Source organism: Commensalibacter nepenthis (genome assembly GCF_029953305.1).
In the GTDB taxonomy this organism is placed as follows: domain Bacteria; phylum Pseudomonadota; class Alphaproteobacteria; order Acetobacterales; family Acetobacteraceae; genus Commensalibacter; species Commensalibacter nepenthis.
In genome coordinates this window covers 16,018-36,490 of the sequence record NZ_JASBAN010000002.1, presented here as the reverse complement: position 1 = coordinate 36,490, position 20,473 = coordinate 16,018, and the positions used below count along the sequence as shown (strand labels likewise).

At 35.6% G+C, this 20,473-nt stretch carries 15 protein-coding genes and 2 pseudogenes; 7 read left to right on the top strand and 10 right to left on the bottom strand.

The genetic code is table 11. From position 1 onward, the window contains the following. Positions 1-28 precede the first annotated feature (28 nt). The 3 genes from hutH to hutC form a co-directional block, all read right to left on the bottom strand. Entirely contained in the window at positions 29-1,570 is a 1,542-nt protein-coding gene (gene hutH / locus QJV33_RS11120; RefSeq protein WP_281463510.1) for a histidine ammonia-lyase, read from the bottom strand. Positions 1,571-1,600: 30 nt separating this feature from the next. After that, positions 1,601-3,268, bottom strand: a complete 1,668-nt coding sequence (gene hutU, locus QJV33_RS11115) for a urocanate hydratase (protein WP_281463465.1) — start codon at positions 3,266-3,268, stop codon at positions 1,601-1,603. A gap of 122 nt (positions 3,269-3,390) precedes the next feature. Beyond that, complete coding sequence (hutC, locus tag QJV33_RS11110; RefSeq protein WP_281463464.1) at positions 3,391-4,122, bottom strand: histidine utilization repressor; 732 nt, start codon at positions 4,120-4,122, stop codon at positions 3,391-3,393. Positions 4,123-4,393: 271 nt separating this feature from the next. Between hutC and QJV33_RS11105 the strand changes: the two are divergent. Further along, positions 4,394-4,534, top strand: a pseudogene (locus QJV33_RS11105) (IS6 family transposase); the annotation flags it as partial. 290 nt (positions 4,535-4,824) lie between these two features. On the opposite strand, the gene QJV33_RS11100 reads toward QJV33_RS11105, so the two are convergent. The 3 genes from QJV33_RS11100 to QJV33_RS11090 form a co-directional block, all read right to left on the bottom strand. Beyond that, complete coding sequence (locus QJV33_RS11100) at positions 4,825-6,831, bottom strand: Hint domain-containing protein (RefSeq protein ID WP_281463463.1); 2,007 nt, start codon at positions 6,829-6,831, stop codon at positions 4,825-4,827. Between the two features lie 440 nt (positions 6,832-7,271). Next, positions 7,272-7,976: a FadR/GntR family transcriptional regulator gene (locus QJV33_RS11095; protein ID WP_281463462.1), complete on the bottom strand. Its 705-nt coding sequence runs from the start codon at positions 7,974-7,976 to the stop codon at positions 7,272-7,274. Positions 7,977-8,031: 55 nt separating this feature from the next. Continuing rightward, positions 8,032-8,493, bottom strand: a complete 462-nt coding sequence (locus QJV33_RS11090; RefSeq protein WP_281463461.1) for a universal stress protein — start codon at positions 8,491-8,493, stop codon at positions 8,032-8,034. A 160-nt stretch (positions 8,494-8,653) separates the two neighbouring features. Here QJV33_RS11090 and QJV33_RS11085 point away from each other — a divergent pair, with 160 nt between their 5' ends. From QJV33_RS11085 to QJV33_RS11070, 4 genes are all read left to right on the top strand, one after another. Further along, positions 8,654-10,225 (top strand): MFS transporter, encoded by a 1,572-nt coding sequence (locus QJV33_RS11085; RefSeq protein WP_281463460.1) that lies wholly within the window; start codon positions 8,654-8,656, stop codon positions 10,223-10,225. 14 nt (positions 10,226-10,239) lie between these two features. Continuing rightward, complete coding sequence (locus tag QJV33_RS11080; protein WP_281463459.1) at positions 10,240-11,295, top strand: HlyD family secretion protein; 1,056 nt, start codon at positions 10,240-10,242, stop codon at positions 11,293-11,295. A gap of 28 nt (positions 11,296-11,323) precedes the next feature. Then, positions 11,324-12,832 (top strand): efflux transporter outer membrane subunit, encoded by a 1,509-nt coding sequence (locus QJV33_RS11075; protein ID WP_281463458.1) that lies wholly within the window; start codon positions 11,324-11,326, stop codon positions 12,830-12,832. Between the two features lie 82 nt (positions 12,833-12,914). Next, the gene (locus QJV33_RS11070; RefSeq protein ID WP_281463457.1) at positions 12,915-13,664 is read left to right on the top strand and encodes an IS6 family transposase; all 750 of its coding nucleotides are present in this window, start codon (positions 12,915-12,917) and stop codon (positions 13,662-13,664) included. A gap of 159 nt (positions 13,665-13,823) precedes the next feature. Here QJV33_RS11070 and QJV33_RS11065 read toward each other — a convergent pair whose 3' ends face one another. From QJV33_RS11065 to QJV33_RS11050, 4 genes are all read right to left on the bottom strand, one after another. Beyond that, entirely contained in the window at positions 13,824-15,269 is a 1,446-nt protein-coding gene (locus QJV33_RS11065) for a lipopolysaccharide biosynthesis protein (protein WP_281463456.1), read from the bottom strand. Positions 15,270-15,289: 20 nt separating this feature from the next. Continuing rightward, positions 15,290-16,114, bottom strand: coding sequence for a glycosyltransferase (locus QJV33_RS11060; protein ID WP_281463455.1), 825 nt, complete (start codon positions 16,112-16,114; stop codon positions 15,290-15,292). A 284-nt stretch (positions 16,115-16,398) separates the two neighbouring features. Then, the gene (locus QJV33_RS11055) at positions 16,399-17,115 is read right to left on the bottom strand and encodes an MgtC/SapB family protein (protein WP_281463454.1); all 717 of its coding nucleotides are present in this window, start codon (positions 17,113-17,115) and stop codon (positions 16,399-16,401) included. A 73-nt stretch (positions 17,116-17,188) separates the two neighbouring features. Continuing rightward, positions 17,189-17,941 (bottom strand): IS6 family transposase, encoded by a 753-nt coding sequence (locus QJV33_RS11050; protein ID WP_281463509.1) that lies wholly within the window; start codon positions 17,939-17,941, stop codon positions 17,189-17,191. 72 nt (positions 17,942-18,013) lie between these two features. Here QJV33_RS11050 and QJV33_RS11045 point away from each other — a divergent pair. Continuing rightward, positions 18,014-18,430, top strand: a pseudogene (locus QJV33_RS11045) (DDE-type integrase/transposase/recombinase); the annotation flags it as partial. 143 nt (positions 18,431-18,573) lie between these two features. Next, entirely contained in the window at positions 18,574-19,323 is a 750-nt protein-coding gene (locus QJV33_RS11040) for a replication initiator protein A (RefSeq protein ID WP_281463453.1), read from the top strand. The last annotated feature ends 1,150 nt before the right edge of the window (positions 19,324-20,473 follow it).

The window sequence follows — 20,473 nt, the reverse complement described above, 5'->3', positions numbered from 1 at the left end:
TACAAGACTCCTTTGGAGGAAATGTAAATTAATAGCTTGCAAAAATATTCTGTGGTAAAATAACAGAAAACACTCTTTCAGCAATTAATTGGTTTGCTCTTTCGATATCTGGAGCAAAAAAACGGTCTTGTTCATAATGCGAAACATGTTCACGTAATTTATTTCTTAGATTTTCAAGAATAGATGTTGTCTTTAATCCTGTCCTGAAATCCAATCCTTGACATACAGATAACCATTCGATGGCTAGGATATATCGCAAATTTTCGGCCATTTCCCATAATCTACGTCCTGCATTGGGTGCCATAGATACATGATCTTCTTGATTTGCAGAGGTTGGCGAGCTGTCTACACTGGATGGCATGGCCAAAGTTTTAATCTGACTGGCTAATGCGGCAGCGGTAACCTGTGCGATCATAAATCCAGAATTTACCCCAGCATCCTTGACTAAAAATGGAGGAAGTTGGGACATATGGGTATCCATTAATAATGAAATTCGACGCTCTGCCAAAGCTGCCATTTCTGCATAAGCCAATGCAATATTATCGGCTGCCATGGCAACGGGTTCTGCATGGAAATTCCCACCTGAGATAATATCCCCATTATCGGTAAAAATTAATGGATTATCAGAAACGGCATTTGATTCCGTTAATAAAATATCAGCAGCGTTTAATAATTGTGTTAGGCATGCTCCCATGACTTGTGGTTGGCAACGTAAAGAATAAGGGTCTTGGACTTTGATGCAATTTTCATGTGATTGTGCGATTTCGCTTGTTTCGCCTAACACATGGCGATAGCATTGGGCTGCTAGAATTTGCCCTTTATGCCCTCTGATTTCATGAACACGAGGATCAAAAGGTTTTCTTGATCCCAAGGACGTTTCGACATTTAATGCACCACATCCGATGGCTGTGGCAAATAAATCCTCGGCATCGAACAGCCCTTTTAAAGCAAAAGCAGTTGAAACTTGTGTACCGTTTAAAAGAGCCAACCCTTCTTTTGCCTCTAAAATAATAGGTTTTAAATTGGCTTTGGCTAGAGCTTCTTGTCCAGAAAGGATGTTCCCTTGATAGGTTGCGGTTCCTTCACCAATTAATACCAAGCTCATATGAGCCAAAGGGGCTAAATCTCCAGACGCGCCAACTGATCCTTTTTCAGGAATACAAGGATAAATTTCAGCATTTAATAAATCAATCAATCCTTGTATAACCTTTAAGCGAATGCCTGAAAAACCTCTGGAAAGGCTATTGATTTTTAAAATCATAATCATACGCACAAGGTTATCGTCTAAATTTTTCCCAACACCTGCAGCGTGGGACAGAACTAAGGATCGTTGTAGCTTTTGCAAATCTTGTTTGGGAATGCGTTGGCTGGCCAATAATCCAAAACCTGTATTAATCCCATAGGCAACAGCGTCAGGAGTATTGGTAATATTATTGACACAATCAACGCTTTTTTGAATAAGGTCATGGGCTGTTTGATTTAATTCAATTTTAACTGGGTTTTCATAGCAATGTCGTAATTCTGATAAATTAAGATTTCCTGGAGAAAGAACAATTGTTTTCATTAAAATTTCCTAAGCTATTTAAATGGATTGATAAAATTATTTAACCATGGGTAGGTTTAAGTTTTTTTCTTTTGCACATTTAATCGCAATTTCGTAGCCAGCATCTGCATGGCGCATTACCCCTGTTGCAGGATCGTTATGTAATACTCGTGCAATTCTTTCCGCTGCTTCATCCGTGCCATCACAAACAATAACAACACCTGAATGTTGAGAGAATCCCATACCCACACCCCCGCCATGATGCAAAGAAACCCATGTTGCACCGCCAGCCGTATTTAATAAGGCATTTAATAATGGCCAGTCAGAGACAGCATCGCTGCCGTCGCACATAGATTCCGTTTCTCGATTGGGACTGGCAACAGATCCGGAATCCAGATGGTCACGCCCAATAACAATCGGTGCGCTGACCTCACCAGAACGAACCATTTCATTAAAGGCTAATCCTAATTTTGCACGCAATCCCAAGCCGACCCAACAAATACGTGCGGGTAGCCCTTGGAAACGGATTCTTTCTTTGGCCATATCCAGCCAATGATGTAAATGTTCATCATCGGGAATAAGCTCTTTTACTTTTGCGTCTGTTTTATAAATATCTTTTGGATCTCCAGACAAAGCAACCCAACGAAACGGTCCAATACCTTGACAAAATAAAGGGCGAATATAAGCAGGCACAAATCCTGGAAAATCAAATGCGTTTTGAACGCCTTCTTCAAAAGCCATTTGCCGAATATTATTACCATAATCAAACGTCGGAATTCCCATTTTCTGAAATGCAAGCATGGCTTTGACATGATCTGCCATAGATTGTTTAGCTGCTTTGATGACTTTATCGGGATTTGTTTTCGCTTCTTTTCGATATTCTTCCCATGTCCAATTTTTAGGTAAATAGCCATTTAAAGGATCATGAGCGCTGGTTTGATCTGTGACCATATCAGGTCGAATATTACGACGAACCAATTGGGGTAATATATCGGCAGCATTGCCACATAGGGCAATGGAAACGGCTTTGCCTTCATGCGTATATTTTTGAATACGATTTAATGCATCATCCAGATCAACGGCTTGTTCATCGACATATTTTGTTCTCAGGCGAAAATCAATACTATTTTGCTGACATTCAATTGTTAAAGAACATGCACCAGCAAACGTTGCCGCAAGAGGTTGAGCCCCACCCATACCCCCAAGTCCAGCGGTTAAAATCCATTTCCCTTTTAAATTGCCTTGATAATGTTGGCGACCTGCCTCAACAAAGGTTTCATAGGTTCCTTGAACAATTCCCTGGCTGCCAATGTAAATCCAGCTGCCAGCAGTCATTTGTCCATACATCATCAGTCCTTTGGCATCAAGCTCATTAAAATGTTTCCATGTTGCCCAATGCGGAACAAGGTTTGAATTTGCAATGAGTACACGAGGGGCATTACGATGTGTTTTAAAAACACCAACAGGTTTGCCCGATTGAATTAACAGGGTTTCATCTTCATTAAGCTCTTTAAGAACAGCAACGATTTTATCAAAACATTCCCAGTTTCGTGCGGCTCTACCAATACCACCATATACTACTAATTCTTTAGGATTTTCAGCAACATCAGGATCAAGATTATTCATTAACATACGCAAAGGGGCTTCAGTTAGCCAACTTTTAGCAGTTAATTGAGTTCCTGTTGGTGCTTTGATAATAACATCACGAAATAAATTGGTGCTCATTGTTCTTTACCCCTTAACTTGTATGTGCTTGTATGTACTTATATATACAACTTAAGAGAAAAATATTATGATGGCAAATCAAATTTTTATTATCAAAAATTATCCATAGTGATTGATTTGAGTTACAATCCAAACTTTCCTTTTAATTGATATCTTGATCCTGGATAAATCAGCTTTGTGTTGGATATAATGATTGCATTAGACCAAGTGCGTCTATAAATCAACAAACAAGGATCTTTGGGATTGATATTTAACAAAGAACATTCTTGTTTATCAGCCAGAACGGCTTCTACAATATGTTCCCCCTCTGTTGCAGGGGCAACATGATTTAAATATTTGTTAGGGGTTTGTTTGGTAAAATCTTGTAATATATATTCTGGAACTATTTCTGCGTTGACATATCGTTCTTCTATTTGAACGGGAATTTTATCTTCGTAATGCACGATTAAAGAATGATAAATAGGGGTGCCTTGTTGAAAATCCAACCTTTTAATAGAAGATTCAGCGTCGTTAAGATCGATGGTTTCCATGATAATCACTTGACTTGAGTGGCTTCGTCCTCTTTGTTGGATTTCATCAGCAATATTTTCAACTTTAAAGAGTGCTGATTGTCCTTTTTGTTTGGCAACAAAACTGCCAACCCCTTGTATTCGTATTAAATATCCCTCTGACATTAATTCGCGCATGGCACGATTGATCGTCATACGACTGATAGATAGATGTTTTACCAATTCTGCTTCAGAAGGTATTTTAAAGTTATAATACCATTCTCCAGATTGAATCTTGTTGATAATCATTTGCTTAGTTTTTAAATATAACGGAGCAGGGTCAGTATGAAATTCAGAGGAGGGCATTAATATGTCTTTCTACTCGATATTATATTTAGTAAACATATAGTTATATTTTACAAAAATGATAAGTAAATAATGCACGGGCAATGTGCTTTTGAAACTAAAAATATCTCGATACTTATATACAAGATATCCGCTAAATTATATAGGTCATCAGATATTTTGAATATCAATATCGTTTTATTAAGCAATTGTGAGGGTTATGTCGCAAATATAGAGTGAAGGAAAGTTTTTTATAGATATGAGGTTGACTATTTATATTTAGGAAATATTTATGTCTATTATTATCTATAGCAAGCTTATATTAAGATATAAAGATGATTTTAAAGGTCGTCACTTTAATGGATTGATGATTATCCAAGCGATCAACTGGTATTTACGCTATTCCTTAAGTTATCGAAATATAGAAGAGTTATTCCAAAAAATGCCTGTTTTCAGTCTGTTCGTACAGCAAGAAAAACAATTAAAGGATATGAAGCAATCCTCTGGCTCAAAAAATTCTGGGCTTTAAAGGAAAATGGACGATCAACAAACAAAGAAACCTCATCCAAAATATCTTCGGATTAAATAACATAATAGTGGTCTAAACTAGCTATCTTTATGGCTAATTACATATCAGTTCAACATTTGCGATAAGACGACTTTTATGATTAATCATATATTAAGTAATTGTCTGCGACAAGACTCTTTGTCGCAGACAATTTTTTAAGCTATTTTCGACAAAATCAAATCTTGTTTATCTTCTTCAATTCGATAATGATTAGAAGCAATAATATTAACAACCAAAACACATTGTTGTTGATAGTTTTGTTCTATATTTAATAATGCCTTTCCGTTTGTCCAACGACAGGGTTCATCCTCAATAATATCCCATCCTTGTAACTCTGGTTGTTCTAAATGGGTAGTAATAGGAATGATTTGAGTTTTTGTTAAGATATGTATATCTCCAACCAACACTCCTAAGTGACGACGATCATCAACGAAAGGTCCAATAACATCACTTGGGCGACTTGTTCTAGAAACAAGGTAAACATAACCAATATTATCAGGAATTACAAAAAAATAACGACCTTCTTGATTAGATTTAGGCTGAATTACTAACCCTGTTGATGTAATCAAATGCAAATTAGGATCATTAGTAAGCGCTGTTTGTTGTGTTTGAACCATTGGCAACCCCATGGATATACCACGTTGTACTAATTGATGATAAAGAGGTTCAACATAATTACGTGCAACAGTAAGTTCCGCAGCAGCATCTTTTTTCCAATCTTTTATTTGATTAGATTTAGTGGGAAGGGCAAACAAAAAGAAATCGCCTTTTTTTTGTTTAAATTGACCACGATTACCCGTGTCAAGATAACTTTCAGTTAACATAGCATTTGCCCAAATAACAGAATGTTCCTCTGTTTCAATATGAAAATAGTCATATTCTGTTATTTCTTTATCATAATAAATGCTTATACCATTAATTAACATTCTAACAGGTACAAACTTACCTTCAAAGAATAAACAATGTTCAGGCGTTACAAGCAAATCTTTATGAGGAACACCCTCGGAAACAGCATCTTTTAATACACGCACAGGATAACCAGCTTCATCATCAGGCAAGTACGTCTTTACAGTCATATTCTGCCGGCCAACCCAACGAACTTTACGCACAACCTCTTTTTCTTGTTGCCAGTCAAAGGTCAATACTTCATCCCCAACACAAATATCCTCAACAGCAACCTCTCCACAAACAGTTCTAATTAACGTACCCATCAAAAAACAAGCACTATACGTTAAATATCCATCAGGTCCAACACCCAATTCATACCCCGTTTCTTTTGCACCAGCAACAGTAATTGTGATTTTTTCACCATTATTTAAAGTCAAGGTAACGTTATTGTTTGTTGATGATCCACCTGCATTCACATAATCTACAGACTTCACATCGTTAGGATAAATACCTACAAACTCAATATAGCTTTCGTCTTGGTCCAACGTTTGAATGCGTGTAGTAAGAACTCCCCCATTTTCAAGACCAGAAACTGTTAAATGCCCCCCCTCGAGGTACACCGTCCCTAGATTATCAGGGCTTCCTAATACAAGAGAACCACCCGCATAAATAATATTATCAGTAAGGCCTAATTGCCCCGCACTTCCTAAAGAGACATAGCCACCACTAGAAACTTGAAACCGATTAAGCTGTGCAGAAGTACCAACATAGACTTTACCACCAGCAGTAACAACTGTGTCAGTCGCAACAGTATGATCGCCAACATACATTGTTCCACCAGCAACAGTAGTAGAAGCGGCTTTTCCTGGATACAAAACACTTTGAACACCACCATTATTAATGGTTGTATTACTAGCGAGACCACCCGATATAATTTGAACACCACCATTATTAATGGTTGTATTACTAGTAATACCTGAATAATTATTTTGAACACCACCATTATTAATTATAGTACCAACAGCCGAATTTCGATTATTTTGAACACCACCAAAATTAATACTTGTATTACTAGTAATACCTGCATTGTTATTTTGAACACCACCATTATTCACTGAAGTGTTTAGAGTTCTTCCTCCATTATTGTTCTCAATACCACCACTATTAATTACCGTATCAGTAGTTCTTCCATTTCTGTTGATATTTTGTATATCGCCATCTTCAAGTACACGCCCAGTGATAGGAGAACCAGGCAAAACAGTATAAGTAGTCATTATATTCCCTTTATTAATATATTTAAATTGTTGCAACAAATTTGTTTCATATGGAAATTATCTCAAAATTCATATTAATAAAAAATTAATGAAAAATATATATTATTTTAAATAAATTTTTCAAACAAAATAATCAATTTAGTCTTGTCGCAAATGTTGAATTGATATGTAATTATCCGTAAAGATGGCTAATTTAGACCGCTATTATATTATTTAGTCCAAAGATGTTTTGAATAAAATTAATTTATTGTAAAATAGTTCTTTTTTCTTTAAAGTCAATATTTTTTCTATTTCATTATCGTAGTGATTGGGAAGTATATTCTCATTTTTCATGGTCTGTATGGTCTTTGGAAAAGAAGAGGCTTTATCTGTTCCAATATGAGTGGGTGCAAATAATCTATTCTCTTTAAACTATTTTCTAAAGAAACATTGTACTGCTTTTATACCTCATTGGCAAATATTATAAGGTTTTCAATAATGGGCATAATAACAGCTTTGGCAGCAGCACCCGCTTTTTCTGGGTTTTGATCTTTGATTGCTTGAACTATTTCCAAATGTGCTGATTTTCCTGGTTCCTTCATATTTTTAATATTTTTAACTTTTTTTACATTATTCTGAATATCTATCGAGAAATAAGAATATAGCTCTAATAATGCTTCATTATGAGCCGCTTTGGTAATAGCAGTATGAAAAGCAATATCTCGTTCTATAAATTCAACAAGATTATCTTTTGTAGGAATGTCACCACGCTCTTTCAAAAGCTGATCAATCTCTTTTAAATCTTCGTCAGTTCTGCGTATAGCTGCAAGCCGTGCTGCTTCGGTTTCTAAAATTGCACGCAACTCGAAATGATCTTTTAAACTGGCACTGTTTACACGGCGCATTACCTCTGCTGGATCAACACTGCATCTTACATAGGTGCCATCACCTTGACGAACTTCCAATATTTGTGCGTGGGACAAAGCCCGAATAGCTTCACGCACCGTATTACGTCCAACTTGTAACATCGTCGCTAGGTCTGCCTCTTTGGGAATACGTTCGCCCACTTTCCATTTGCCACTCTTTATTTGAGAGCGAATAAGATGAATTGTTGATTCAACTAAGGATACTCGATTGAGTTGTGGAAGCGCTGTAGTTTTTAGCATGGTTTTGTATTTTCTAACTGGTTAAATAAATAATGCGTCTATTTATAATTATTTATTACCCTTTATCAGGTTGAGGCACAACTAAAACAGGAAGGAATGAGTTTTTGATAACAGAATGACATATTGATGTTTCTGTTAATTGCCCCAGCCATGATAAATGACGATGTCCCATAATAATCATATCGCACCCCATTTCTTTAGCTGCTTTAGGAATCGATTGCTCAGGCTCCCCGCCGATGATTTTACCATCTACTAATATTTTTTCTTTGCGTAAATCGGTTACTATTTTTTCCATAAACTCCTCGACAATTGTGCTTTCTCTTGCCGCAGCAGGATAGTCTATTTCATTTACCATATTCTCTTTTTTACTGTTCGATTCTTCTAAAAAATACGCAGGATCTACAACACAAATTACACATAATGTCGCTTGATATGCTTTAGCAAGGCTAACAGCAACAGGAAGAATATTTTTGACCTGTTTTGATCCATCTAAACTTATTAAAATTTTAGTAAACATTATTATTCCTCTTTACATTAATTCGATCTTACTATATTTAAACATCCTATGTTAGGATGATTCTATATGTGAAAGCATATATCAGTAATTTAAGAAATATACAACTTCATAAAAATCATCTGAAATAGTTCTAAATAGTTTAAGATTAAGGTGACCTATCGTGAGTGAAGCGATTGCAACCCCAAGAATACATGTATCAAAAACAACACCGACACCCTTTACGTTGCGTGTTTCCATAGGATTAATGGGTGTACTTATCGCAGTACTGGTATCGGGGTTTAATGAACATGTCACTGATATTGATTTAGCTGATATTAAAGGAATACTAGGTATTAGCTATGATGAAGGAACTTGGTTTACAGCCATTTATGAAGCCTTTCAAATTTCAGCAATGGCATTTGCCCCATGGTGTTCTGTTACCTTTTCCTTACGTAAATTTACCATCACTATGATTTCTATCTTTGCATTGATGGCATTTCTTGCGCCATTTATGCCCAATCTGAACAGTTTATATGTTCTACGCTCTATTCAAGGATTTGCAGGGGGATCTTTGCCGCCAATGTTAATGACGGTTGCTTTACGTTATCTGCCTCCTAAAATTAAAATTTACGGACTTGGTGCCTATGCATTAACAGCAACATGTGGTCCCAATCTTGCCACTTCAATTGCGGCTTATTCTTTTGAATATTTCGGATGGAAAGCCGTTTTTTGGGAAGCTATTCCATTAAGCTTATTAAGTATTGCCTTGATTGCTTATGGCATTCCCCAAGATCCATTAAGATTAGAACGTTTTCGCCAATTTAATTGGTCAGGATTACTCTTGGGATTTCCAGCCATCAGCATGATTGTGATTGGTTTAATACAAGGGGATCGCTTGGATTGGTTTAATTCACCCTTGATTTGTCATTTACTTGTTGGTGGTGTTTTTTTGTTTATTATGTTTTTAATAAATGAATGGTTTCATCCATTACCATTTTTTCGCATTCAAATGCTTAAAAGCTGTAACTTATCCTTTTCATTAATTTCATTATCTGTCGTGTTGGTCTTATCCGTAGCAAATATGGATTTGGCTTCTTCATATCTTATTGAGATCAGAGAATACCGCCCTTTACAACTTGTTCCTATGACTTTGATCGTAGCCATACCACAGTTAATTGCTTTGCCACTAGTTGCAGCCTTTTGCAATATTAAACATGTTGATTGCCGCTGGGTTTTAGCAGGGGGTTTGGGATTAATGATCCTGTCAAGTTATGGCGGAACTTTTATTACATCTGATTGGTACGGAGGTAATTTTTATCTTTTGCAAATGTTACAGGTCTTTGGTCAACCAATGGCAGTTATTTCGATTTTAATGCTGGCAACCATAGGGTTAGCTCCAACAGATGGACCTTTTGTCTCTGGGATGTTTAATATGCTCAAAGGGTTTTCTAACATAATTGCCATAGGCTTAATCAGCTTTATGGAAACATGGAGAGAGCATACTCATTCTCATCATTTATTAGATCATTATGGCAGCTCTCATTTTGTACTAGCTAACTTAAATCGCCATCCAGAATCTCTACAAATGCTTGCCAAATCAGTCAAAGATCAAGCAACAGTTTTAACAATTGCCGATATTAACCTGGTCATGATTGGGATTGCCAGTGTTTTACTGATATTTATTCCTCTGGTCGCAACCCGTATTTACCCACCTTTTTTAAATAATATTTCAAAATCTAATTCTCCTTCATAAAAGGTAGTATAATTATGACAAAAATGAAAAAAATCCTTTTAATTTTCAGTATCGCTTGTTGTGCATTGATTGCTATTATTGCCGATAAATTACTTATTGGAAATGGCGTTACGCAAACCACTAATGATGCCTATATCGTTGCGGATTTTACAGTGGTCGCCCCAAAAATTAGTGGCTTGATCGATCGAGTATATGTAGAAGATAATCAATATGTTCACGCTGGACAAAAACTTGCTCATATTGATGACAAAGATTATCGCACAGCAGTTCGTTTTGCGGAAGCATCCCTTAAAAGTGCAGAGGCAAAAGCAGATAATCTGTCCGCAGAATTGGTCAGACAGGATTCTGTAATTATGCAAGCAAAAGCAACGGTTCGTGCTGATAATGCTGCTGTTATTTTTGCCAAAGAGAATGCCACCCGTTACCATAATCTTTCCCGTGGGGGGGCAGGCACAGTAGAGCAACAACAAAAATCTGCATCACAACTTCAACAAAAAACTGCGATTAAAGAACGTGATAGTGCTGCGGCCACTGCAGCTCAACACCAATTGGCTGTTTTAAAAGCCAAACATGAGGAAAGTATCGCCGATATTGCACGTGCACAAGCAGAACTTGAACAGGCTCGGTTAAATCTTTCTTACACAACTATTTTATCCCCCATAGACGGAATGATTGGTCAACGCAGTGTTCGTGTAGGTGGATATGTTAATCCTGGCAAAGCATTAATGGCGGTTGTCCCTTTAGAATCGGTTTACATCGTTGCAAATTTTCAAGAAACACAATTAACACATATAGAATCTGGACAACAGGTTAAGATTACAGTGGATAGTCTTCCTGGGAAAACGTTCAATGGTAATGTGGATAATATTGCCCCTGCCAATGGGATTGCGTTTTCACCGCTCCCTCCTGACAACGCAACAAGTAACTTTACCAAAGTAGTACAACGAATTCCTGTTAAAATTTACCTTGATCCTCATCAGGGTTTAGCAAAACGTCTTCGCGTTGGTATGTCCGTAGAAGTAAGTATCAATACTGCTCAAACAAAGAAAAACAATAAAAACACATTTTAATTATCAAGTAGTTAAGAGTAGATAGATCATGTTTAAAAAAAATAATTTTATCTTTGTTTTTTCTCTTTTATTATTAGGAGGATGTTCAGTTGGACCAGATTGGGAAAAACCAACAGCGAAGCTTCCATCAAGTTTTTTACCACCAACTGGAAAACCTGCAAAAAGCCAAGTAATAACTATGCCTGTCGATCCAATGTGGTGGAATATTTTTCAAGATAAAGAACTTTCTTCTTTAGTTAGTAGAGTAGCAGCTGCTAACTTAGATGTTGCAGAGGCCTCTGCAAGACTGGCACAAAGTCGCTCAGAACGACGTATTGTCGGTGCGGATCGATATCCCACTGCGCATTTAAATGCTTCTTATGCGCGTGAAAGAGCCAGTCCAAATGGAATCCTTGGCTTAATGGGAACAACGCAACCTCAAGCAATAGATACAATTGCCAATGGCTCGCCTGGTTTTGGTCCTTCAGCATTGCCTGGAAGCAGTGGATCACACCCGTTTAATCTTTGGCAATATGGATTTGATTCTTCATGGGAAGTTGATTTGTGGGGACGGGTACGTCGTTCTGTTGAAGCCTCTAGCGCAATGGTTGAAGCAAGTGAAGATACACGCCGTGGTATTTTGATCAGTGTACTAGCTGAAATAGCAAGAGATTATATTCAGTTACGTGGTGTGCAAGCACAGATCATAATTGTTAAAGAAAATTTGGATATTGCAACCCATAGTTTGTCCTTAACCAAGCTGCGTTTTACAAATGGTGCAACAACTAATCTGGATGTCGCAAATGCTTCTGCACAAGTGGCAACTATTCGTGCTGATTTGCCAGAGCTTCAAAAACAAGAAGCACAGCTAATAAATGCATTAAGTTTTTTATTGGGGGAACCCCCTCGTGCATTAAAACAAGAATTATCAACACCTCAACCTGTTCCACCTGTTCCACCTAGGGTGCCAATGGGATTACCCTCTGACTTGGCACGTTTTCGTCCAGATATTCGTGCAGCTGAGGCACAGTTACATGCAGCAACAGCAAATATTGGTGTTGCAAAAGCTGATTTTTATCCACGTATTACTTTATCAGGAAGCTTAGATATTCAAGCTTTGCAATTTTCTGGTTTAGGTGCTTTGGCATCAAGGCAATATGGATTAGGACCCACAATAAGCATTCCGTTTTTTGAAGGAGGAAAGTTACATGGCACATTGGAGTTACGTAAAGCCCAGCAAAAAGAAATGGCTATTAATTATCAACGTACAGTGCTTCGTGCTTGGCATGAAGTTGATGATGCTTTAACTACTTATAATGCGGCACAAAACCAACGAGAACAATGGCAAGAATCAGTTAAACAAAATCAAACTGCTTTGGAAATAGCACAGACACAATATAAAGAAGGAGTAATAGATTTCTTAAATGTAATTTCTGTTCAAAACAAACTTTTATTAGCACAAAGAGCATTAGTTAAAATGGATACAGATACAGATGTTGCCTTAACAAATCTGTACAAAGCATTAGGGGGAGGATGGCAAGCAGATTTTCCAATTTAAAACCAAGGTCTTGTCGCAATTTTAATTATGTATTTTAGTATGATATAGAAGTTGTCTGAATATTTATATACTGGAACGATTTATGTCTATTGGTATCTATAGCAAGCTTATATTAAGATCTAGAGATGATTTTAGAGATCGTCATTTTAATGGATTGATGATTATCCAAGTGGTAAACTGGTATTTACGCTATTGTCTTAGCTATCGAGATATTGAGAAATTATTCCTAAAACGTGGGATAAATACAGATCATAACACGTTAAACCGTTGGGTATTACGCTATGCTCCTCTATTAGAAAAACCTTTGAGAAGCTATAGAAAGCCCCATTGTGGTGAGGTGAGGATTGATGAAACCTATATCAAAGTAAAAGGTCAGTGGAAGTATCTATATAGAGCCATTGATAAGAATGGAACTGCTATTGATTTCTTATTAACAGCTAAAAGAAATATCAAAGCAGCACAACGTTTCTTTAGAAAGGCGTTTAAAAAAGATGGTCTATTTGCACCCACTCATATTGGAACAGATAAAGCATTACCGTTTCCAAAAACCATACAGACCATGAAGAATGAGTATATCCTTCCCAATCACTGCGTTCATGAAACAAAAAAATCCTTACAACAGGGAATAGAAAATGATCATTTCAGGTTAAAGAGGGGTATACCAAGAAATGGCTGTTTTCAATCTTTTCATACAGCAAGAAAAACACTCAAAGGATATGAGGCCATTCTCTGGATTAAAAAAGGACTGGGTTTTAAAGGAAAATGGACAATCAACGAACAAATAAAACTCATTCAAAGCATATTCGGTCTAAATAATAATATACCCGTCTAAATTAGCTAGCTTTATGGCTAATCACAGCACCATTCAATATTTGCGACAAGATCAGAATTACTATACAAATTGAGGTAAATAAATCTTAAACAATCCTCATAAAGTGATAATAGCCAAACATTACCATTTCAAGCTACATTTGATTGTCGATAACAAATATTATTTTTTTTTAGAAATATGCTCTGCAAAAAATTTATTTTTAACTGCGTGATATAAATCTAGATTTGTAGCAAACAATAATGAAATATATATGACGAAACTAAGTAAAATTTTAATAATAAAAATTTCCAAGAGTGATATGTTCAAATCTACAAAATAAACACTAATAAATTTTACAAGACAAAACATCAAGGCAGCACATAGCATGGGTTTATATATGCATAGCATAAAATCAGAGAAGCGTCCCCCCAATAATCTGACAGCTAACATCGTATTAGGAAAAAACATAATCGCATTTGCTAGTAAATATAGTTTTACAAGTACCTCAATGTCATAAAACCCACCAATAATAAATGAACCAACTTGAAGAACTGAATTAAAAATTGAAATATACAACAATAAGTCCGTTTTTCCTTTGGACATAAAAACAGCACCTGTTGTACTAACTATTGCTTGTAAGATACCGACAACTGATAACCAAACCAATAATTTTGGTAACAGTAACCATTGAGAGCCAAAAATCAAAAGAGAAAATTCATGACTAACCGCTGATAAGCATAACATCACTGGTGGAACGATCATTGCAATCGCTTTAATAGATTTAAAATAGACCTCAACAGCTTCATTAGACGATGTTTGTAATCGGCTCAAAATTGGATATAAAGACCGCGTTAATATGGATCTCATATTTTGAACCGGAAATAACATTACTCTGTATGCCAGAGAATATTCTCCCAATATTGCTGCTGTAAAAAATTTACCTATAATCATTTCGTCACTATTTCTTGAGAAATAATTTACGAAATTAAATAAAACTAGGTTTGAACTAAATTTAAAAATAGATTTAATCTTGTCTAGATCAAATATAAATTTGACTTTCCACCCTGAAAAAAAACAGAAAGAAATAGAGGTTAACAACGAAAAAGACAATGTTTGAAAAACGAGGCTATATACACCAAAATTATGCGTTGCAAAATATATACCTATTGCCAACGCTGACATTGAGGATATAACCTCAGTAAGAGCAACGGTTCTAAATTTGGATTTTCTTTCCAAAAGAGCCAAATGCACGGATGTGATGCTGTTTAATATAAACGTAATGCTTATTAACTTTATAGTATATTTGAGCAGTTCAAGTTGAAAGAAATGAGAAATATAATAAGACAAAAAAAAGAAAATTATCGCTAATGAAAACCCCATTATTGTATTTAAGATAAAAACGGAGCTTATTAACGTATCGTCAATCTCTTCCTTTTGAATAATTGCTGCTGAAGACCCCATATCTCTTAAGATGTTGACAAAGCTGACTACAATCATAGTCAGTGACATAACACCAATATCTTTTGGTGTGAGGTATCTTGCAAAAATAACCAACCCTAATAATTGACAAGCTACTTTAATAACTTGTGAAAGCGTAAGCCATTTTACATTATGGAGTAAATTCATTTAAATCCAACGATTAAAAGTTATTTGTTTTTAAAATAATGTGATATTTTTTTTATTGATATATCATTATTTGTTCTCTGCAAACCAAAGTAAGATAAAAATATTTGCATAGGTCTATTGATTAATTTGAAAATGAAATTTGCGTGTTTAGTTTGATATGTGTTTGATAAATTAAGAGCATTATTTTTATGATCTATTTCATCAACATAAGTCAACGCTTTAGGGCATGCCTCTACTACTGTACCCGATAGCTCCAATATCTTACTAATCCATATATCATCTGTTCTAGGTGCGAGTGAAATATAATCATTATTATTTATTAATGATTCTTTAATCATATGCTTGGTTAAAACGCAACCACCAACGCCTGTGATTATGTAATCACGATTAAATCTAATAGGTTGTTTACAAATTCTATATCGACTATAGGATTGCATCCATCCAAAAATATTTCTTTTAACAACTCTAATTCTTGACGCAATTGCTAATTGTGCGTCATTTTTATAAAAAGCATGTAATAATGTTTCCAACCACATATCACCATAAATAACGTCATCATCTGCGTAAACCAATATATCAGAATGGTCAGAGAGTTTTATGGCATTGATTATTTTTCTATAGGGTCCTGTATTTTCCACAAATTTCACATCTACGATGTTAGATATGCTATTTAACTCATCAATCCAACTGGGTATGGTTTTTACACCTTCATCTGATAAATATGCTTCGTGTGATATCCATAGGAAAATTTTGTCAGGTCTTTTGGTTTGATGAATTAACGACCATATCGTTGCACTACAAAGCCCCAACCTTGATGAAGTTGTTGTTAAATTTACTGAAATCATAAGTCGCTTTTCTCATTTTTTTATAAAAAATTTTATTTCAATCTGATGTTATAAACAAAATTCATTAACTTATTAATAGCTTATTCTCTTTTAACATCTCAATTTTCTAAAAAGAGGAGGTAACTTCAATACGGTTTTGTCACAAAGTTTAAATTTTATAAAATTTTAAGTTTTTGCTAGCATTAGTTATTATAAAATAACTATATAATTGAATGAATTAAAAAATCCTATTTTGAAGAAATAATATTAAAAACCACTCAACTTAAAACTTTGTGACAAGACCATTATTCTTTAGTACTGCTTTCCCAATTGGCATGGTATACGTCTTTGCGATTACTTAATGTTTTGACGACGTCTTCAATTTCTTCTTTATCAATTGCTGTACTAATTAATGTAGCCACAAGTTCCACACGATCGTCTGAAAGATCAAAAAATTCAACATCACTGACAGGATATTGTGCTGTTTCTAACAGATCCACGACTAATTCACGTAATATCGGAGCAGCCTTTCGATCAACACTTAAACGTATTTCAAATGTTGATTCACCCGTTTCTTCGTTAAGAGGAATACGATTGATTGCATTTGCCAAGCGACGTAGAAATGTATTCCCAAAAATAACAAAAAAAGTAAGTATTAACGCCTCTGTTAACATATCTCCACCTGCACAGCAACCAACAGCGGCCGAACACCATAATGTCGCAGCAGTATTTAAACCACGTACATTCATACCTTCTTTCATGATGACACCAGCACCAAGAAATCCTATTCCAGAAACAACATAGGCTATAACACGAACCGCCTCAACATTTCCCCCCATACGCTGAGCAAGATCAACAAAAGTAGCAGCACCAATTGCAACCAGCACATTTGTACGTAATCCTGCTGTTCTTTGACGATATTGACGTTCAGCGCCTATTAAGGTTCCTAGGATAAAAGCAATCAGTAACGACAACGTCGTATCATAAAAAGTTGCAAAGGAAAAATTTTGTATAAATTGCATAGTGATATTGCCCTTTTTTTGGTCTTGTCGCAAATATTGAATGGTGCTGTGATTAGCCATAAAGCTAGCTAATTTAGACGGGTATATTATTATTTAGACCGAATATGCTTTGAATGAGTTTTATTTGTTCGTTGATTGTCCATTTTCCTTTAAAACCCAGTCCTTTTTTAATCCAGAGAATGGCCTCATATCCTTTGAGTGTTTTTCTTGCGGTATGAAAAGATTGAAAACAGCCATTTCTTGGTATACCCCTCTTTAACCTGAAGTGATCATTTTCTATTCCCTGTTGTAAGGATTTCTTTGTTTCATGAACGCAGTGATTGGCAAGGATATGCTCATTCTTCATGGTTTGTATGGTTTTTGGAAACGGTAATGCTTTATCTGTGCCAATATGGGTTGGAGCGAACAGACCATCTTTTTTAAACGCCTTTCTAAAGAAACGTTGTGCTGCTTTTATATTTCTTTTAGCTGTTAACAAGAAATCAATAGCAGTTCCATTCTTATCAGTGGCTCTATATAGATACTTCCACTGACCTTTTACTTTGATATAGGTTTCATCAATCCTCACCTCACCACAATGGGGCTTTCTATAGCTTCTCAAACGTTTTTCTAATAGTGGTGCATAGCGTAATACCCAACGATTTAACGTGCTATGATCTGTATTTATCCCACGTTCTAAAAACAATTCCTCAATGTCTCGATAGCTAAGACAATAGCGTAAATACCAGTTTACCGCTTGGATAATCATCAATCCATTAAAATGACGACCTTTAAAATCATTCCTAGGTCTTAATATAAGCTTGCTATAGACATAAATCGTTCCCAAAATATAAATACTCACTCCATTTTTATATCATACTAAAATACATAATTAAATTTACGACAAGACCATGGGACTGTTATTGATTTCTTGTTAACAGCTAAAAGAAATATAAAAGCAGCACAACCTTTCTTTAGAAAAGCATTTAAAGAAGATGGTCTGTTCGCTCCAACCCATATTGGAACAGATAAAGCATTACCGTTTCCAAAGACCATACAAACCATGAAGAATGAGCATATCCTTGCCAATCACTGCGTTCATGAAACAAAGAAATCCTTGCAACAGGGAATAGAAAATGATCACTTCAGGTTAAAGAGGGGTATACCAAGAAATGGCTGTTTTCAATCTTTTCATACCGCAAGAAAAACACTCAAAGGATATGAGGCCATTCTCTGGATTAAAAAAGGACTGGGTTTTAAAGGAAAATGGACAATCAACGAACAAATAAAACTCATTCAAAGCATATTCGGTCTAAATAATAATATACCCGTCTAAATTAGCTAGCTTTATGGCTAATCACAGCACCATTCAATATTTGCGACAAGACTCAAAAAAAGGATAAAAAGAAACATAAACAAACAGATTTCTTTATTGCTGACATCTTTAATAATCTAACATTCCAAGATGATATCGCTAGTATGGAACACCCTTTATTTGCTTTAAAAGCTGGCAATACTAAATTTAGAGAATATAAGCATAACAATTTTAGTATTTCTATCGCTCCTCATTCTAAGTATGGAATGGCTACCATTCATGACAAAGATATTTGGATTTATTGCATCTCAAAACTCATGCAAGCCGTTTACGAAGAAAAAGAAATCAGCAGAACCGTTCATTTTACGATCTATGATTACCTTATCACTACGAATAGAGGCACGAGCGGTCAATATTACGAACTGGCTAAAATGGCTCTTGAACGACTAGCAGGAACTCGCATTACAACCAATATTGAAACAGCACAAACAAGAGAGGCACATGGCTTTGGTCTAGTTGATTCTTGGCGTGTTGTTGAGGAAAAAGACGGTCGTATGGTCAGAGTATCTGTAACCCTCCCAGATTGGCTCTATCGTTCTATAATTTCTAATCAAGTATTAACCATCAGCCCAGATTATTTCAGGCTTAGAAAGCCCTTAGATCGCCGTATTTATGAATTGGCTCGTAAACATTGTGGAAGCCAAAAAGAATGGAAAATCAGGCTTGAATTACTTTATTATATTGAACGTCTATTCCTTGTTTTTTCAAATAGTCTATTGTTGATTTATTGCGAATATTATTTATCTCATCAACAGCAACTTTATATGCATCGTCTCGTTCTTTTGCTGTTGGCTTGGGACGAATATTATCATGTGTTCCTGATAATTGTTGAGCTCCTGTTTCAATCAGTGTAATTGCCCCAGCTCCAGCCAAAGCAGCAAGAATACGTGGATCTTTTATCTTGGTAGCAAGCCCCATTAAAGCTCCTCCCAAATCAGATGCAGCACCTCCTGCTCCTCCCATACTTCCAATAACAGATTCAACTTGTTGTGCATATTGTAACCCAGCTGTAACAATTGCGGTATAACCAGGATTATTAATCATTTTTTCTGTTAGAAAATTTAGTTGATCCCCATAACCCTGACCTCTTATTGAAGCTGCCTCTGCGTTATTTACCTCTACGCGATTTTGAGCGGTAACTTGTGCATGATACCCATATGGTATGTTGGGACTTTTCATTGCAGATGCGGCATCTTTTGCATTGTTAAACTCTGTTGCCACTATATCAGTAGGATTAGTCCCTTCAGAAGTTCCTGATTTAAATTTTTGATTTTCTATAGGAACCTGTGTTGAAGTGGTAAACATACCAATACTCCCTGGATCACCAGCAAATACTTTAGCAATATGATCTAACGCATTTTGATCTTTTACTTTTTTAGCAATTGATCCAGCTTGCATTAATAAAAGGAGAACTTCATTAAAACCATTAGCATTTTGTAAATTTTGTATTAAATGTTCATTCCCTTGAACGTTTGATAAACTTCCAACCAACTCATCTTTTTTAAGAGCTTCAGGGTCTTTTCTTTTATCAAAAATTGCTTTTACAATTTCTGCATTATGGTCAGCTCGATCATCGTTAAGACCATTATGATGCGCCATAAATCGATTAAACATTAGCTCAAAAACACTTATTCCTAAAGCATTTGCTGCATCTTTATCATTTTGAACTTTCGTAAAAGGGTTAGATGTTTCAAATTTAGACGTTAATTTTTGTAACGCTAAGGTAAACTCACCAAATGCACTCTTTTGTTCTTTTAATAATTGATTTAAAACTTTTTGTGTTTGTAAATAATCTTGCCCATCCCGAATACCTGCGCTTTGCATCTCTTTTATAACAACAGTGGGATTTTTTAATTTTTCATTAAGCGCTGCAATTAAAGAGGTTTGAAAACGCCCATCTTGTTTCGCAGAGAATTTCTGAATTACTTTTGATGCGTCTGTAACAGAATATTGAAATTTTTCAATGATTGCTTGTAATCGATTGAGATCAATTTGTGCATACTG

Coding starts and splice junctions, on each gene's coding strand:
- QJV33_RS11075 (WP_281463458.1), top strand. CDS start 11,324: ATGTTTAAAAAAAATAATTTTATCTTTGTTTTTTCTCTTTTATTATTA.
- QJV33_RS11080 (WP_281463459.1), top strand. CDS start 10,240: ATGACAAAAATGAAAAAAATCCTTTTAATTTTCAGTATCGCTTGTTGT.
- QJV33_RS11090 (WP_281463461.1), bottom strand. CDS start 8,493: ATGTTTACTAAAATTTTAATAAGTTTAGATGGATCAAAACAGGTCAAA.
- QJV33_RS11100 (WP_281463463.1), bottom strand. CDS start 6,831: ATGACTACTTATACTGTTTTGCCTGGTTCTCCTATCACTGGGCGTGTA.
- QJV33_RS11040 (WP_281463453.1), top strand. CDS start 18,574: ATGGAACACCCTTTATTTGCTTTAAAAGCTGGCAATACTAAATTTAGA.
- QJV33_RS11060 (WP_281463455.1), bottom strand. CDS start 16,114: ATGATTTCAGTAAATTTAACAACAACTTCATCAAGGTTGGGGCTTTGT.
- QJV33_RS11070 (WP_281463457.1), top strand. CDS start 12,915: ATGTCTATTGGTATCTATAGCAAGCTTATATTAAGATCTAGAGATGAT.
- QJV33_RS11095 (WP_281463462.1), bottom strand. CDS start 7,976: ATGCTAAAAACTACAGCGCTTCCACAACTCAATCGAGTATCCTTAGTT.
- hutU (WP_281463465.1), bottom strand. CDS start 3,268: ATGAGCACCAATTTATTTCGTGATGTTATTATCAAAGCACCAACAGGA.
- hutC (WP_281463464.1), bottom strand. CDS start 4,122: ATGCCCTCCTCTGAATTTCATACTGACCCTGCTCCGTTATATTTAAAA.
- QJV33_RS11065 (WP_281463456.1), bottom strand. CDS start 15,269: ATGAATTTACTCCATAATGTAAAATGGCTTACGCTTTCACAAGTTATT.
- QJV33_RS11055 (WP_281463454.1), bottom strand. CDS start 17,115: ATGCAATTTATACAAAATTTTTCCTTTGCAACTTTTTATGATACGACG.